The sequence below is a fragment of the Bradyrhizobium sp. WSM3983 genome, assembly GCF_000473045.1.
Lineage (GTDB): Bacteria > Pseudomonadota > Alphaproteobacteria > Rhizobiales > Xanthobacteraceae > Bradyrhizobium.
The window spans coordinates 342,038-356,366 of sequence record NZ_AXAY01000001.1; the positions used below are offsets into that span (position 1 = coordinate 342,038).

The 14,329-nt window shown below is 63.5% G+C and carries 17 protein-coding genes and 1 pseudogene; 10 read left to right on the forward strand and 8 right to left on the reverse strand.

All coding sequences use genetic code 11. The features are described 5' to 3' along the window. Nucleotides 1–18: 18 nt before the first annotated feature. Both YUA_RS50845 and YUA_RS0101605 read right to left on the reverse strand, forming a co-directional pair. Nucleotides 19–177 carry a hypothetical protein gene (locus YUA_RS50845; protein ID WP_198029362.1) on the reverse strand — a complete coding sequence of 53 codons (159 nt, stop codon included), beginning with the start codon at nt 175–177 and terminating at the stop codon, nt 19–21. A gap of 32 nt (nt 178–209) precedes the next feature. Further along, complete coding sequence (locus tag YUA_RS0101605) at nt 210–584, reverse strand: PRC-barrel domain-containing protein (RefSeq protein WP_027529065.1); 375 nt, start codon at nt 582–584, stop codon at nt 210–212. Between the two features lie 138 nt (nt 585–722). Between YUA_RS0101605 and YUA_RS0101610 the strand changes: the two genes are divergently transcribed. From YUA_RS0101610 to YUA_RS0101640, 7 genes and pseudogenes are all read left to right on the forward strand, one after another. Then, nucleotides 723–2,510, forward strand: coding sequence for a thiamine pyrophosphate-requiring protein (locus YUA_RS0101610; RefSeq protein WP_027529066.1), 1,788 nt, complete (start codon nt 723–725; stop codon nt 2,508–2,510). Nucleotides 2,511–2,518: 8 nt separating this feature from the next. Further along, nucleotides 2,519–2,746 carry a hypothetical protein gene (locus YUA_RS0101615; protein ID WP_027529067.1) on the forward strand — a complete coding sequence of 76 codons (228 nt, stop codon included), beginning with the start codon at nt 2,519–2,521 and terminating at the stop codon, nt 2,744–2,746. An 81-nt stretch (nt 2,747–2,827) separates the two neighbouring features. Continuing rightward, nucleotides 2,828–3,391, forward strand: coding sequence for a DUF4142 domain-containing protein (locus YUA_RS0101620; RefSeq protein WP_027529068.1), 564 nt, complete (start codon nt 2,828–2,830; stop codon nt 3,389–3,391). After that, nucleotides 3,330–3,674, forward strand: a pseudogene (locus YUA_RS52495) (SDR family oxidoreductase); the annotation flags it as partial. The gene YUA_RS0101620 and the pseudogene YUA_RS52495, both read left to right, overlap by 62 nt. 125 nt (nt 3,675–3,799) lie before the next feature. Beyond that, the gene (locus YUA_RS0101630; RefSeq protein ID WP_027529070.1) at nt 3,800–4,387 is read left to right on the forward strand and encodes a phosphatase PAP2 family protein; all 588 of its coding nucleotides are present in this window, start codon (nt 3,800–3,802) and stop codon (nt 4,385–4,387) included. After that, a complete protein-coding gene (locus tag YUA_RS0101635) occupies nt 4,380–4,727 on the forward strand; it encodes a DUF3147 family protein (protein ID WP_027529071.1) in 348 nt (115 codons plus the stop codon). The genes YUA_RS0101630 and YUA_RS0101635 overlap by 8 nt, the downstream gene beginning before the upstream one ends. After that, nucleotides 4,727–5,182 carry a hypothetical protein gene (locus tag YUA_RS0101640; protein ID WP_027529072.1) on the forward strand — a complete coding sequence of 152 codons (456 nt, stop codon included), beginning with the start codon at nt 4,727–4,729 and terminating at the stop codon, nt 5,180–5,182. Before YUA_RS0101635 ends, YUA_RS0101640 begins: the two co-directional genes overlap by 1 nt. Here YUA_RS0101640 and YUA_RS0101645 read toward each other — a convergent pair whose 3' ends face one another. After that, complete coding sequence (locus YUA_RS0101645) at nt 5,183–5,377, reverse strand: hypothetical protein (RefSeq protein ID WP_027529073.1); 195 nt, start codon at nt 5,375–5,377, stop codon at nt 5,183–5,185. Then, entirely contained in the window at nt 5,361–5,522 is a 162-nt protein-coding gene (locus YUA_RS50850) for a hypothetical protein (RefSeq protein WP_198029363.1), read from the reverse strand. Before YUA_RS50850 ends, YUA_RS0101645 begins: the two co-directional genes overlap by 17 nt. A 174-nt stretch (nt 5,523–5,696) precedes the next feature. Here YUA_RS50850 and YUA_RS0101650 point away from each other — a divergent pair, with 174 nt between their 5' ends. Then, on the forward strand, nt 5,697–5,939 hold the full coding sequence (locus YUA_RS0101650; RefSeq protein ID WP_027529074.1) for a hypothetical protein: 243 nt from the start codon (nt 5,697–5,699) through the stop codon (nt 5,937–5,939). A 139-nt stretch (nt 5,940–6,078) separates the two neighbouring features. On the opposite strand, the gene YUA_RS0101655 is transcribed toward YUA_RS0101650, so the two are convergent. The 3 genes from YUA_RS0101655 to YUA_RS0101665 all read right to left on the reverse strand — a co-directional run bounded on the left by YUA_RS0101655 (nt 6,079) and on the right by YUA_RS0101665 (nt 6,816). Then, on the reverse strand, nt 6,079–6,285 hold the full coding sequence (locus YUA_RS0101655) for a hypothetical protein (RefSeq protein WP_027529075.1): 207 nt from the start codon (nt 6,283–6,285) through the stop codon (nt 6,079–6,081). Nucleotides 6,286–6,370: 85 nt separating this feature from the next. Continuing rightward, nucleotides 6,371–6,502, reverse strand: a complete 132-nt coding sequence (locus YUA_RS52265; RefSeq protein WP_256375354.1) for a hypothetical protein — start codon at nt 6,500–6,502, stop codon at nt 6,371–6,373. A gap of 119 nt (nt 6,503–6,621) precedes the next feature. Further along, nucleotides 6,622–6,816: a hypothetical protein gene (locus YUA_RS0101665; protein WP_027529076.1), complete on the reverse strand. Its 195-nt coding sequence runs from the start codon at nt 6,814–6,816 to the stop codon at nt 6,622–6,624. 97 nt (nt 6,817–6,913) lie between these two features. On the opposite strand from YUA_RS0101665, the gene YUA_RS0101670 reads away from it, so the two are divergent. Further along, a complete protein-coding gene (locus tag YUA_RS0101670) occupies nt 6,914–7,426 on the forward strand; it encodes a DUF4142 domain-containing protein (RefSeq protein ID WP_027529077.1) in 513 nt (170 codons plus the stop codon). Nucleotides 7,427–7,431: 5 nt separating this feature from the next. Here the strand turns inward: YUA_RS0101670 and YUA_RS0101675 are convergent, their stop codons facing one another. After that, the gene (locus tag YUA_RS0101675; RefSeq protein WP_027529078.1) at nt 7,432–7,731 is read right to left on the reverse strand and encodes a hypothetical protein; all 300 of its coding nucleotides are present in this window, start codon (nt 7,729–7,731) and stop codon (nt 7,432–7,434) included. A 290-nt stretch (nt 7,732–8,021) separates the two neighbouring features. On the opposite strand from YUA_RS0101675, the gene YUA_RS0101680 reads away from it, so the two are divergent. Beyond that, nucleotides 8,022–14,318, forward strand: coding sequence for a HAMP domain-containing protein (locus tag YUA_RS0101680; protein ID WP_027529079.1), 6,297 nt, complete (start codon nt 8,022–8,024; stop codon nt 14,316–14,318). Nucleotides 14,319–14,329: the final 11 nt, after the last annotated feature.

The window sequence follows — 14,329 nt, forward strand, 5'->3', positions numbered from 1 at the left end:
TCGTCTCAATCGACGCACCTAGTGCGTCTTGGTCTCGTGCCACTTCTCCAGGTCAGGTTTTTTGTCGCCGGACTTCTGCTCCTTCTCCGGATTGCCCTTCCAGGGCTTGTCCGTCTGGGCGTGCGATCCCCAGTCATTCTGGTGCCGGGGATCGTCGTTAGGCTTTTCCCGGCTCATCGGATCTCCCTCAGTCTCTGTCCGCGAAGCGGCTAGGCGAAGGGAACACCGTAATAGGCGTTGATGCTGCGCGTGGCGGCGTCATCACCCCAGTTCCAATCGCTGCGCTCGCCGTATTTCGGCGCGCCTTCGAGCGCCTTGGCGGTGATCCCGGTGACATAGCCACCGAGCTCGGTGTCGTATTTCAGCGACTGCCAGGGCAAGGGATAGTGATCGTTGCCGAGCCCCAAAAATCCGCCGAAGCCAAGCACGGCGTAAGATACCTTGCCGCTGACCTTGTCGATCATCACGCGTTCGATCGAACCAATTCGGCTGCGATCGGAACCGTAGACCGATGTTCCCTCCACCTTGTCGCTGCCGATCAGCCGGCCGATCTCGCTGCGGTCCAGTTCGCGCTGATTCAACATCTCAATTCTCCACTCAGCCAGTGTCTGCATCAACTTTCGTGAAGGGGTGATCGTTCCAGAAGGCACCTGCGTCCAAACAGGAACATCGCCGGGAACGCGCTGTTCTTGATTTTCAGCGCAAGGAAACCGGGAGCCGCAATGACCCAGACCGTCTCCGACTTCATCGTCCAGCGTCTGCATCAGTGGGGTGTACGCCATATCTTCGGTTATCCAGGCGACGGCATCAACGGCGTGTTCGGCGCGATGAACCGGGCGGAAGCCAAGATCGGTTTCGTGCAGGCCAGGCACGAGGAGATGGCGGCGTTCATGGCAAGCGGTTATGCGAAGTTTTCCGGCGAGCTTGGCGTCTGTATCGCAACATCCGGGCCCGGCGCCTCACATCTGATCACCGGCCTCTATGATGCGCTGCTGGATCACCAGCCTGTGCTGGCGATCGTCGGCCAGCAGGCGCGAAACGCGCTCGGCGGCAGCTATCAGCAGGAACTCGATCTCGTCTCGATGTTCAAGGACGTCGCGGGCGCGTATGTCGCGCAGGCGTCCTCTCCCGCTCAAGTGAGACACCTGATCGATCGCGCGGTGCGCATCGCACTCGCACGCCGTGCTCCCACCGCGATCATCCTGCCCAACGACCTCCAGGAAGAGCCCTACGAAGGACCACCTCGCGCGCACGGCACCCTGCATTCCGGTGTCGGCTACAGTGCGCCACGCGTGATGCCGCGCGAGACCGAGCTCGATCATGCCGCGGAGGTGCTCAACGCCGGCAAGAAGGTCGCGATGCTCATCGGCGCCGGCGCGCTGCAGGCCACGGACGAAGTGATCAGCGTTGCCGATCGCCTGTCGGCCGGCTGCGCCAAGGCGCTGCTCGGCAAGGCGGCACTCCCGGACGATCTGCCATGGGTAACGGGCTCGATCGGCCTGCTCGGCACCGAGCCCAGCTACAACATGATGATGGAATGCGACACGCTGCTGATGATCGGCTCTGCGTTCCCTTACGCAGAATTCCTTCCGAAGGAAGGCGCCGCGCGCGGCGTGCAGATCGACATTGATGCCAGCATGACGTCGATCCGCTTCCCCATGGAGGTCAGCCTCGTCGGTGATGCCGCGGAGACATTGCGCAGTCTGCTGCCGCGGCTCGCGCCCAAGCGCGACAGCGCCTGGCGCAAGGGCATCGAGAACAACGTCGCCAAATGGTGGAAGACGCTGGACGACCGTGCGCATCAGCCCGCCGCGCCCATCAATCCGCAGCTCGTCGCCTGGGAATTGTCGCCGCGCCTGCCCGAGCGCGCCATCATCACCAGCGATTCCGGCTCCTGCGCCAACTGGTTTGCGCGCGATCTCAAGATCCGGCGCGGCATGACGGCCTCGCTCTCCGGCGGCCTCGCCTCGATGGGCGCGGCGGTCCCTTACGCGCTCGCCGCGAAATACGCCCATCCGGACCGGCCGGTGATCGCGCTGGTCGGCGACGGCGCCATGCAGATGAACAACATGGCCGAGCTGATCACTGCCGCGAAATACTGGCGATCCTGGCGCGATCCGCGCTTTGTCGTCTGCGTCTTCAACAACGAAGATCTCAACCAGGTTACCTGGGAGCAGCGCATCATCAATGGCGATCCCAAATTCGAGGCCTCGCAGCGCATCCCCGACGTGCCCTATTCGCGTTTCGCCGAGATGATCGGCCTCGCCGGCATCTTCGTCGATAGCCCGCAATTGCTCGGCTCGGCCTGGCAGCAGGCGCTGGCAAGCGAGATGCCTGTCGTGCTGGAGGTGAAGACCGATCCCGAAGTGCCGCCATTGCCGCCGCACATCACCTTGCAGCAGGCGAAGAACTTTTCGCTCGCTTTGATGAAGGGCGATCCTGACGAGTCCGGGGCGATCAAGGGAGCGGCCCGGCAAGTGCTGGAAAAGGTCTTGCCCGGAAACGAATGAGGTGAACCATGAGCGATTTTCGTGACATTCAGCATGGCGTCAACGACCCCATCGACGGCGTCGACGTGAAGCGCCAGATCAACACCAACCAAACGCAGCATGAGCGGGCGCAGCGCCATGCCGATGTGCGCGCCGAGCCATCGGCCTCGCCGTCCGAGCCATTCCTGCCGGAACGGCTGCGGCGGAGGCCGACCGATCCGATCAATCCCCGCACCGGCCGCAATCCAACGGATTAGGAACCTTGGTTCTGAGGCCGTGTTGGTCGCCGCAAAGACCCGCGCGGCAAAGGCCGTGTGGCCAATCAGAGGGACCCGACCATGAAACGTACAGTCATCGCCATCGCCTGCGTGCTTCTCGCAGGCCCAGCGCTTGCCCAGTCGCTCGGTGAGAAAACCGGCGTCAACTCGGCGCTCGGCGTCGCACCGACCACTGCCGATTTCGTCAAGGAAGTCGCCGTCAGCGACATGTTCGAGATCGAGTCGAGCAAGCTCGCCGAGCAGAAGGGCAACGCGCAGGAGAAGAGCTTCGCGCAGCAGATGATGACCGACCACACCAAGACCAGCAGCGAGCTGAAGGCCCTCGTCGGCGACGGCAAGGTGCAGGCCACGCTGCCGACGGCGCTCGACAGCTCGCACCAGAGCAAGCTCGACAAGCTCAAGAATGCCTCCGGCAAGGACTTCAGCTCGGACTTCAACTCCTATCAGGTCAGCGCGCACGAGGACGCGATCTCGCTATTCGATCGCTATGCCAAGGGCGGCGACAATGCCGCGCTGAAGGATTGGGCCGACAAGACGCTGCCGGCGCTCAGGCATCACCTCGATATGGCCAAGGAACTCGGCAGGGCGCCGAGCGTCGGACAGTCAAAGCAAGACCTCGGTTAGCAACGACGCTCTCCTCCGCTGGTTGAGACCGCAAAGTGGCGGCGGCCTCGACATCATCGTCAACAACGCCGCCCGTCAGCAGGCGCGCGCCTCCATCCTCGACGTCTCGTCGGAGGATTTCGACGCGACCATGAAGACCAACATCTGCGCGCCGTTCTGGATCATCAAGGCGGCGCTGCCGCATCTCAAGCCGGGATCCTGTATCGTCGGCACGACGTCCGAGCAGGCTTACGATCCCTCACCCGAGGCTGCGACGATGAATTGCGTGAAGTCGCCCACAAAAGCAGCTCGCTTCCAATGGGAAGCTATGGCTCCGCGGGCGGATCGGGACAGCCGTAACGCAGGAACCATCATCGACGCCCGGGCTTTACAAAACTGTCATGAAGTCGCTTCGCCAGCCTTGGACCGATGACGCTCGTAACAGTCAAACCCACACGGATCGATATCGCGATCGCGAACGAGATCGCGGATCACACCAACCCGGAGCTCGAGGAGACTGCTGAAGCCCTGACCTGGGGCGCGGACGAGCATGTGCTGCTCGCCCTCGCCGCTGCGGGTTGGCTATATGCACGGAATCGACCTGGCGAAGAGCGCCGTGCGGCCAACCACATCCTCGCGGTGTCGCTGGTGACGGCGATACTGCCCCACATCCTCAAATCTGCGTTCAATCAAATCAGGCCGGACCGGCTGACGGTACGAGGGCATCGCCGCGGCATCCCATTCTCGGGAAGGGCGCGCGATGCCTTTCCGTCCGGCCACGCCGTGCACATGGGCGCGCTGGCATCCGCGGCCGGCCTGCTGCCCCCGGCCCGGCGACGTCTCGTGCGCACCATCGCGACAGCCCTGTCGTTGACACGCATCGCGCTGCTCGCGCATTGGGCCAGCGATGTGGTCGCGGGCTTCACCTTGGGCATCGTCATCGAGCGGATGCTGAGGCCATGGACGCTCGCAAAGCGGAGCGGAGAGCCCGCGGATCGGCGGGCACATCATGACTGAGTACGTCCTCCGCTTCATCGCCGGCGGCGTGATCGTGTCCGCCTTCGCAATCCTCGGCGACATGTTGCGGCCCAAGAGTTTCGGTGGCCTCCTGGGCGCAGCGCCGTCGGTGGCGCTGGCGACGCTGGGCATCGCTGTCGTCCAACACGGTCCGAAATATGCCGCGGCCGGAAGCTGGAGCATGATCTACGGTGCGGCAGCCCTCGGCTGCTACAGCCTTGCCGTCTGCCAACTCCTGATAAGATTTCGATTCTCGGCGCTACCTGCCACCATCATCGCTTCCGTTGTGTGGCTTGCGGTTGCCTTTGGCCTGCTCGCGAGTTTCGGAGGCGCCGTGTGATGCTGGTCAAGCTGTCATCGTCGGCTTTGAGACAAACGCGCTGGTACGAATACGGCGTTCGCTTCCTGCTCGGCGGATTGGCGACGGTTTTCGCGGGCGTCGTGAGCGCACGCTTTGGCGTCGCCATCGGTGGGCTCTTCCTCGCCCTCCCTGCCATCTTCTGCGCCAGCGCGACACTGATCGAAAGCCATGAACGCCGGACCAAGGAGAAGGCGGGTCTCAGCGGACGGAAACGCGGGCAGCAGGCTGCAGCTCTCGATGCCGCGGGTGCCGGTCTGGGGAGCTTGGGTCTTGCTGCGTTCGCCGCCACGTTCTACGCCCTGGTCGCGGCCAGCGTGATTGGGACATTCGCAGCCGCCCTCCTGGCATGGGCTGCCGTCTCGGTGTCAGCGTGGTGGTTGAGGCGGAAGCTTCGCGTCACCGCCCACGTTACGCGGACTGAACGCAAGGGGTGATCAGCGAGAAGCCGCAGCATCTTCCCGTATCATCAGGAAATCATACATCTCGGCTGCAGTCTGCAGCTGATCGATCCGCGCCACGAGGGTGTCGCGCTGGTGACCATCCGGCACGCGCGACACCTCCTGCTCGAGCCGCAGCCTCTGCGCGTCGAGACGTTCCTCGAATGTGTGGGGTTCAGACCGTCTTCGCATCATCCATCCTCGGTGGTTGCAGACCCGGGCTGTTGGCCCAGCGTTCGACCTGATCGATGACTTTCTGGTGGCTCGGACGCACCGACGACTTTGGTGCTTCGGGCTCTTCAGAAAGCTTGCGGGGTAATCTGACTTCGTCCGTCATGACCCATCTCCCTCTTCAGTAAAATGCGCTTCGACGAAAGTCGTTTCAACTATTAACACATTGATTTTGCTATATTTTCTTACTAATTTGGGGATTTTGTCGACTCTTATGGAACTCGCTCCAAATTCGGTCGTTGAGCAAATTACTCAAACTACTCAAATTATGTGATCGACCATGAATGACCTTCGCGCCGAGCGCCTTCAGGTCATGCTCTCGCCGGAAGAGCTGGCCGCCGTTGATGACTTCCGGTTCAAACATCGCATGCCGACGCGCGCCGCAACGGTTCGCGAACTTCTCAAGTTCGGACTGGCCGCCGCGGATGTTGATGCAGTAGCTGGCGTGAAGTCGAGCAGCTTCGGCGTGTTCGGCCGCGGGCCCGACGGGCACACGCAGGGCGAGAGCGGGAACGAAGACTGATCACAGGCCTCGCAAAGCAAACGACCCCGGCACAGTGGGGTGCCAGGGTCGTCCTTGGAGATTGCTTCCGGAGCACCGGGGGCATGTCAACCGGAAGCAACCTGTCGACTCCTCGTATGAGGATTCGTTCCTCGCGTCGTTAACCGCTCGGCGCAGCGCCTGAATCGTCCGGCGTCATGCCGGAGCCCGGCGTCTTGCTGTCGTCATTAAGCTTGGGGTCACGCGTCGCCTCACGCGACGGCAAACCTTTCTGGTCCGTCTTGTGTACGGTCTGCGCACGCTGCTTGTCGCGCGGCTGATCCTCCGCGCGCCTGTCCTTGACGATGCCGTGGTCGGAATGTGCCATGATGTCCTCTCGCCTGTTCCGATGCCTCGAAGCGCTTACGCTCCGGTGCGTCGAATGTTCCGGAACGCGCGAGAGGTGTGCGACGCTAGCTATGCGTCGCGTGCACCGCGACTGATGCGTTTTCCTGATGCACCTGCCGGACCGTCATCACCGTCGCGAACGCGACCGATACGCCAAAGGCGAGAATGAGCGAGAGAAGTGCCAGACGTGGAGCCATCGCAAAACCTCCTTCTGGAATTGAAAAATCAACGCGATCGACTATTCCCGGATGATTGTTGATTCGTGCCGCTCATTCCGTGAGCGGCCTCACAGGCAGATTCACGGAAAAGAGAGCGGTCAGGCACGCTGGCTTTGCAGGGCGCTGACCTTAACGGGCGGCACTTCGCCATCCAGCCAGTCCTGCTCTTTCGCCAAGGCCGTCCAGGCATCCGCCATGCGCGAATAGCGATTATAAGCGGGTTGTCCTTCCGAGCGCTCGGCCAATTGCAGGCAGTTCTCGGCATTGTCCCTGAAGATGTCAGACTGTCTCATGAAGGAAACGTGGGTACGGAACCCCCGACCCGCAACCGGCCCTTACAGGACCGTAACCTCCGCCGGAACCTTGCACGTTACAGGTCATTGGAGATTCATGCGCATATTTGTCGCAATCATCCTGGCCTTCATCGGCACCGCGGCGCCTGCCGACAGCACCGGCGAGCAAATGCGCGGCGACCGCGCGCCTGACGCGACGGACGTCATCAGCGGCCTCTACGCCTTCAGCCGCTTCCAGCAGGGCCTCTTGGAGAGCACCGACCTGAAGGGCAATGCGGAAGTGAAAAACCTCGCCGCCTGGCGGGCTGAAGAAGCGGCCAAACGCGACAAGGCGCTGAAGGGGATTCAGGATACAATCGGTACTGAGCCGCGGGTGAACAAGACAGCATCAATAGTCCCCACCCTCGCCAAGCCCGATGATACTGAGGGGCCGGCTTATGTCAGAAGTTTTTATGCGGCGCAGATTCCCGAATATGAATCCGCTATCACGCTCCTCGAACGTTATTTGAAAGCCCCCGACAATACAGCCCTTGCAGCGTTCGCCCGCGAGCAGCTCCCGACACTCCGTTCCCAGGTGGAGGACGCCGAGCGCACCTTGGCCGACAAATAACAGCCCTACTTCTTGTCCTCGGGATGATGCTGTTGGTCCATCGGACGCACAGTGCGATCGCTGTCGGGCATCTGGTCCCGCCCGGCATCGCCATTGGCATCCTTGCCGCCCGAGGTCGAAGTTCCGCTGCCGCTGGGGTTTGACTTGGGGGCGATCCCCGTGGTCTGCGAACCCGCCTGCGGTGTTGCGGAGCTGGCGGCGGGATCGCCGGTCACGGCCCCGCGCCCGCTTGGCGCACCGGCCTGCGCCACCGCCGATCCGGTGGCAAATAATGCGGCGATAAAGACGGCCAATCCGGCTCTCATATGCGCTCTCCATGGGCTCACACGCTAACCTCGAGGCCTGTCCGGCGTTCCTACGTCGATAGCCGGGGGGTTTCTAAATCGGAACACCCCACCTTGCTAAGGGGTGCGAATTTTTGGGGAGTCGGGTGGAACTCTCGACAATTTTCGCCGTTGTCGCGTTTGGGCTGAGCAAGGCAGGTTCCAATTCCTCGCGCCGCAACGTTGGCGCTTGATTTCGAATTTGGCTGACGCTCTAGTTTGGCTAGTCGCGTCACGCCAAGGATTCGGCCGACGCCCGCGGGGGAATTAGTATGAGCGACCTCGATTCCGGAACGGCATCACGCTCCGGTCGTCGCGTCCCAAAACCAAAACCCAACGGCACGTCAGAGCCGGATTCCCGGCCGGAATTGCTGCTCGCGCTCCAGGCCATGCGCAGCGGCGATTTTTCGGTGCGGATGAGCGGCGACTATCTCGGTATCGACGGCAAGATTGCCGATACTTTTAACGAAATCATCGCCGCCAACCAGCGCATGGCGCAGCAGCTCGAGCTGGTCGGCCAGGTGGTGGGACGCGAAGGCAAGACTCGCCAGCGCGTGAAGTTCGGCCTCGCCTCCGGCTCCTGGGCCGACATGGAAGGCTCCGTCAACACGCTGATCGACGATTTGCTATGGCCGACGCGCGAGGTGACCCGCGCGGTCGCAGCCGTGGCGCAAGGCGACCTGATCCAGACCGTCAAGCTCGACGTCGAGGGCCGCCCGCTCCGCGGCGAATTCCTGCAATCGGCGACCATCGTCAACACGATGATCAAGCAGCTTGGCGTGTTCACCTCCGAGGTGACGCGCGTGGCGCGCGAGGTCGGCACCGAGGGCAAGCTCGGCGGCCAGGCCCAGGTGCCTGAGGTGACCGGCGTCTGGAAGGATCTGACCGAGAGCGTCAACTCGATGGCGAACAACCTGACCAACCAGGTTCGCAACATTGCCGAGGTGACGATCGCGGTCGCCAACGGCGACTTGTCCAAGAAGATCACCGTCGACGTCCGCGGCGAGATCCTTCAGCTCAAGGAAGCCATCAACACGATGGTGGACCAGCTGCGCTCCTTTGCCTCCGAAGTGACACGCGTGGCGCGCGAAGTCGGCACCGACGGCAAGCTCGGCGGTCAGGCCATCGTGCCCGGCGTGGCCGGCACCTGGAAGGACCTCACCGACTCCGTGAACGCGATGTGCGGTAACCTGACCGCACAGGTTCGTAACATCGCCAACGTGACGACCGCCGTGGCACGCGGCGACTTATCCCGTAAGATCACCGTGGACGTGCGCGGCGAGATCCTGGAGCTGAAGGACACCATCAACACGATGGTTGACCAGCTCAACTCCTTCGCCTCCGAAGTGACGCGCGTCGCGCGCGAAGTTGGCACCGAAGGCAAGCTCGGCGGCCAGGCGCAGGTGCCCGGCGTGGCCGGCACCTGGAAGGATCTCACCGACAACGTCAACTTCATGGCATCGAACCTGACCGCGCAGGTCCGCAACATTGCCGACGTTGCGACCGCCATCGCCGGCGGCGACCTGTCGAAGAAGATCACCGTGAACGTCTCGGGCGAGATCCTTCAGCTGAAGGAAACGCTCAACACCTGCGTGGACCAGCTCAACGCCTTTGCCGGCGAGGTCACGCGCGTCGCACGCGAGGTCGGCACCGAAGGACGGCTCGGCGGTCAGGCCAACGTGCTCGGCGTCGCCGGCACCTGGAAGGACCTGACCGAGAGCGTCAACTCGATGGCGTCGAACCTGACCGCACAGGTTCGTAACATCGCCGAGGTGACGACGGCGGTCGCTGGCGGCGACTTGTCGAAGAAGATCACCGTGGACGTGCGCGGCGAAATCCTCGAGCTGAAGGACACCATCAACACCATGGTGGACCAGCTCAACGCCTTCGCCGGCGAAGTCACCCGCGTCGCGCGCGAGGTCGGCACCGAAGGCAAGCTCGGCGGCCAGGCCGTCGTGCGCGGCGTCGGCGGCACGTGGAAGGACTTGACCGACTCCGTCAACTCGATGGCGTCGAACCTCACCGGTCAGGTCCGCAACATCGCCGAAGTCGCGACCGCGGTCGCCAAGGGCGACTTGTCGAAGAAGATCACGGTGAATGTGTCTGGCGAAATCCTTCAGCTGAAGGAAACGCTCAACACCATGGTGGACCAGCTCAACGCCTTCGCCGGCGAAGTCACCCGCGTCGCGCGCGAGGTCGGCACCGACGGCAAGCTCGGCGGCCAGGCCGGCGTGCCCGGCGTCGCCGGCACCTGGAAGGATTTGACCGACTCCGTGAACTCGATGGCGGGCAACCTGACCGCCCAGGTCCGCAACATCGCCGAGGTCGCGACCGCGATCGCCGGCGGCGACCTCTCGCGCAAGATCACGGTGGACGTCCGCGGCGAAATCCTTCAGCTGAAGGACACGCTCAACACGATGGTCGACCAGCTCAACCGCTTCGCGGGCGAGGTGACGCGTGTGGCGCGCGAGGTCGGCACCGAAGGCCGTCTCGGCGGCCAGGCCAATGTTCCCGGCGTCGCCGGCACCTGGAAGGACTTGACCGACTCCGTCAACTCGATGGCGGGCAACCTCACCGCTCAGGTCCGCAACATCGCGGAAGTCACCACCGCCGTGGCGCGCGGCGACTTGTCCCGCAAGATCACCGTGGACGTGAAGGGCGAAATCCTCGAGCTCAAGAACACCATCAACACCATGGTGGACCAGCTCAACGCCTTCGCCGGCGAAGTGACACGCGTGGCGCGCGAGGTCGGTACCGAAGGCAAGCTCGGCGGTCAGGCCGAGGTGTCCGGCGTCGCCGGTACCTGGAAAGACCTCACCGACAACGTCAACTTCATGGCCTCGAACCTGACCGCCCAGGTCCGCAACATCGCCGAAGTCGCCACCGCGATCGCCGGCGGCGATTTGTCGAAGAAGATCACGGTGGACGTGCGCGGCGAGATTTTGCTGCTGAAGGACACCCTCAACACCATGGTGGAGCAGCTCCGCTCCTTCGCCGCTGAAGTGACACGCGTGGCGCGCGAGGTCGGCACCGAAGGTCGGCTCGGCGGTCAGGCCGTCGTGCCCGGCGTCGGCGGGACCTGGAAGGACCTTACCGACAACGTCAACCTGCTCGCAGCAAACCTCACCACGCAGGTCCGCAACATCGCCGAAGTCACCACCGCCGTGGCACGCGGCGACTTGTCCCGCAAGATCACCGTGGACGTGAAGGGCGAAATTCTCGAGCTCAAGAACACCATCAACACCATGGTGGACCAGCTCAACGCCTTCGCCGGCGAAGTCACCCGTGTCGCGCGCGAAGTCGGCACCGAGGGCGAGCTCGGCGGTCAGGCCCAGGTGCCCGGTGTGGCCGGCACCTGGAAGGACCTCACCGACACCGTCAACTTCATGGCGGCGAACCTGACCGAGCAGGTCCGCGGCATCGTCAAGGTGGTGACAGCGGTCGCCAACGGCGACCTCAAGCAGAACCTCACCGTGAAGTCGAAGGGCGAAGTGGCGGCGCTCGCCGACACCATCAACAACATGACCGAGACGCTCGCGACCTTCGCCGACCAGGTGACGTCGGTGGCGCGCGAGGTCGGCGTCGAAGGCCGGCTCGGCGGTCAGGCCGACGTGCCCGGTGCGGCCGGCACCTGGAAGGACCTCACCGGCAACGTCAACCTCTTGGCGGCCAACCTTACCTCGCAGGTGCGCGCGATCGCGGAAGTGGCGACCGCCGTGACCAAGGGCGATTTGACGCGGTCGATTCAGGTCGATGCCCGCGGCGAAGTGGCCGAACTGAAAGACAACATCAACACGATGATCACGAACCTCCGTCTGACAACGGACGTGAACACCGAGCAGGACTGGCTGAAGACCAACCTCGCCAAGTTCACCAACATGCTTCAGGGCCAGCGCGATCTCACAACCGTCGGCCGGCTGTTGCTGACCGAGCTGTCGCCGCTGGTGAACGCGCATACCGGCGTGATCTACCAAGTCGAGAACGAGGACAATCCGCAGCTCCTGCTGCTTGCCTCCTATGCCGGCGACGGCGTCTACCCCTATCAGCGCGTGCTGCAATTCGGCGACGGACTGATCGGCCAATGCGCGCTCGACCGGCGCCCGCGTGTGGTCGCCGACATTCCCGCCGATGTGGTGCCGATCAACTCGGCGCTGCTCCGTGTCGCACCGAAGAACCTCGTGGTGCTGCCGGTGCTGTTCGAGGGCCAGGTCAAGGCGGTGATCGAGCTCGCCTCGCTGACCTCGTTCACGACCTCGCAGATGACCTTCCTCGAACAGCTCACCGACTCCATCGGCATCGTGCTCAATTCGATCGAAGCGACGATGCAGACCGAAGGCCTGCTCAAGCAGTCGCAGCAGCTCGCAGGCGAGCTCCAGACGCAACAGCGCGAATTGCAGCAGACCAACGACCAGCTCGAACAGAAGGCGCAACAGCTCGCCGAACGTAACGTCGAGGTCGAGCGCAAGAACCAGGAGATCGAGCAGGCCCGCCGCGCGCTCGAGGAAAAGGCGACCGAGCTCGCGCTGACCTCCAAGTACAAGTCGGAATTCCTGGCCAATATGAGCCACGAGCTGCGCACGCCGCTCAACTCGATCCTGATCCTGGGACAGCAGCTCACCGACAATCCGGACGGCAACCTCACGGGCAAGCAGGTCGAATTCGCGCGCACCATCCACGGCGCCGGCACCGACCTTCTGAACCTCATCAGCGACATTCTCGATCTCTCCAAGATCGAGTCCGGCACGGTGACGGTTGACGCCGAGGAAATCCTCACCGCCAACCTGCTCGAGACGGTCGGACGGCCGTTCCGGCATGAGGCGGAGAACCGCAATCTGTCGTTCAAGATCGACGTCGATCCGAACCTCGCCCGCAGCATCGTCACCGACTCCAAGCGCTTGCAGCAGGTGTTGAAGAACCTGCTCTCCAACGCCTTCAAGTTCACCGGCGAAGGCGAAGTGCGGCTGAATGTCGCCGGCACACTCGGCGGCTGGACCGCGGATCATCCAGTGCTGAATTCCGCCCCCGCCGTGATCGCCTTCGAGGTCTCCGATACCGGCATCGGTATTCCCCCGGAGAAGCAGAAGCTGATCTTCGAGGCATTCCAGCAGGCGGATGCCGGCACCAGCCGCAAATACGGCGGCACCGGTCTTGGCCTTGCCATCAGCCGCGAGCTCGCCAGCCTGCTCGGCGGCGAAATCCACCTGCGCAGCGCGCCCGGCAAGGGTTCGACCTTCACGCTGTATCTGCCGCTGAAATATTCCGGCCCGACGCTGGCGCCGCGCGCAGCACCTGCGTCGCAGCAACACAACCAGCCGCCGGCACTGCAGCCGGCCGCGACGGCGCCCGAGCGTGTCATCGAGCAGCTGCCCGACGACCGCCTCAATCTCGAGCCCGGTGACAGCATCCTGTTGATCGTCGAGGACGATCCGCACTATGCCCGCGTCCTGGTCGACCTTGCGCGCGACAAGGGTTTCAAGGTCCTGGTCGCGGCGCGCGGCGCCGAGGCACTCGAGCTTGCCAAGCAGTATCAGCCGCGCGCCGTGTCGCTCGACGTGTTCCTGCCCGACATGCTCGGTTGGACGGTGCTGAGCCAGCTCAAGCACAACCCTCTGACGCGCCACATCCCCGTGCAGATCATCACGCTCGACGAGGACCGCCAGCATGCGCTGGCGCGGGGCGCGTTCTCCTTCGTCAACAAGCCGACGACGACCGAGGGCGTCGCCGCCGCGCTGACGCAGATCAAGGAATATGCGCGGCCGCGGCGCAAGCGGCTCCTGATCGTCGAGGACAACGAGGCCGAGCAGCTGTCGATCCGCGAGCTGCTGCATCATGACGACATCGAGATCGTGACCACCGACACCGGCGCCGGCGCGCTGTCGACGCTGCGCGAGGCGCCCTGCGATTGCGTGGTGCTAGACCTCAGGCTGCCCGACATGAGTGGCTTCGAGGTGCTGGAGCAGATCCGCCGTGACGACACGCTGTCAAACGTTCCCGTGGTGGTGTTCACCGGCCGCGAGCTCTCTGCGGAAGAGGATGCGGAGCTCCACACCATGGCGCGCAGCATCGTGGTCAAGGGCGTGGAGTCGCCCGAACGGCTGCTCGACGAAACCGCGCTGTTCCTGCACCGCGTGATCACAGAGCTGCCGGTCGAGAAGCAGCGCATGCTGGAGAAGCTGAACAGTTCCGACGAGGATTTGATCGGCAAGACCGCATTGCTCGTCGACGACGACGCCCGCAACATCTTCGCGCTGTCGAGCGTGCTGGAACGGCGCGGCATGAAGGTTCTGACGGCAACCACCGGCCGCGAGGCGGTGACGCTGGTCGAGTCCAACCCGGAAATCGCCATCGTGCTGATGGACATCATGATGCCGCAGATGGATGGCTATCAGACGATCGGCGTGATCCGGGAGAACCCGGCCTTCCTGCGCCTGCCGATCATCGCGCTGACGGCGAAGGCGATGAAGGGCGACCGCGAGAAATGCCTGGAGGCCGGCGCCTCCGATTATCTCGCCAAACCCGTCAACACCGATCAACTGCTGCTTGCGATCCGCATGTGGCTGCACCGTTGAGTTTGGATCCG